1 protein-coding gene is annotated in these 1,246 nt (G+C 61.1%); it reads right to left on the bottom strand.

All coding sequences use genetic code 11. The annotated features are described in order from the left end of the window. Positions 1–16: 16 nt before the first annotated feature. A protein-coding gene (locus tag AC1DSJ_RS30160) for an IS3 family transposase (RefSeq protein WP_441371830.1) occupies positions 17–1,191 on the bottom strand; the annotation gives its coding sequence in 2 pieces (ribosomal slippage) (positions 17–921 and positions 921–1,191; 1,176 coding nt in all). Between the last annotated feature and the right edge of the window lie 55 nt (positions 1,192–1,246).

The following is a 1,246-nucleotide window of genomic DNA, read 5'->3' as shown; positions in this document are numbered from 1 at the left end:
CTGTGGTGGTCAAGTTTTAGTGGACACGTCGATAGGTGTTTTTTGGACGCTGGCTGGCTTCATAGGCAGCCGGCGTCAGATAGCCCAGCGTAGAGTGCAGCCGCCGGGTGTTGTAGAAGTTCTCGATATAGTCCTGGATGTCACGCTGTGCATCGGYCCGCGTGGCGTATCGGCTTGTCCAGAGTCTTTCGACCTTGAGGCTCAAGAAGAATCGCTCCATGACGGCGTTGTCCCAGCAGTTGCCTTTGCGGCTCATGCTGCACTGGATGCCATGGTGAGCCAGGRCCGCCTGATACTCGCCGCTGGCGTATTGGAAGCCCCGATCCGAGTGCAGTAACAACCCGCGGGCAGGYCGTCGCTGGCGGATCGCCATCTCCAGGGCCTGCCGCACCATGGGGGTATGCGTGGTCGGTGAGGTTGCCCAGCCGACCACGCGCCGTGAGTAAAGATCAAGCACGACGGCTAGATACAGCCAGCCTTGCGTGGTTCGGATGCAGGTTATATCGGTCACCCAGGCCCGGTTCGGCTGATCCACATCGAACTGCCGATCCAGGACGTTCTTGAACGTCGGCTTGCCCACGTCGGTGATCGTGGTGGCGATGAACCGACGCTTCCAGACCGGCCGCAAATGCGCTTGGCGCATCAGGGTGCGAGCCCGGTAGCGGCCGATCTGCACTCCGTCAGATCGCAGCGCGCGGGAGATGCGCCGACTGCCGTAGGTCGAGCCGCTGGCACTAAAAGCCGCCGCAACATAGACCTGCTCGCGCACGGTCTTGGGCCTTACCCGTCGACTACGCKGGGCGTAGTAACCGGAGCGACTAACGCCGAGCATCCGGCAGGTGTGGCTGACGGCATAGGCCTTCTGTTGCAGATGCGCCACCAGTGCAAAGCTCACTTGAGCTCGCGGGCAAAGAAGGCCGAGGCTTTTTTTAATAACTCATTGTCCAGCTTGGCTTGGCGCAGCTCCAGCTCCAACTCGCGGATACGTCGCTGCTCCGGGGTGATCGGCAGCCCCGGGCCGGGCTTGCCCAACACGTCCGCCTTGTACTGCACCAGCCAGCGCCGCAGCGCTGTCTCACCAAGCCCCAATGATGCACAGACCTCGGGCACGCCAAGGCCCTTGTCTGTCACCATCCGCACCGCCTCGAGCTTGAACTCCGCCGTAAAGGCACGCCGTTTTATCTTGGTCATGACTCACCTCCTAGGTTCAACCTATCTGGGTGTCCACCAAAATTAAACCACCACA

This window comes from Achromobacter sp. 01N37 (assembly GCF_056399725.1).
The sequence above is the reverse complement of the archived record's forward strand: the minus strand, read 5'-3'. Positions and strand labels throughout refer to the sequence as shown.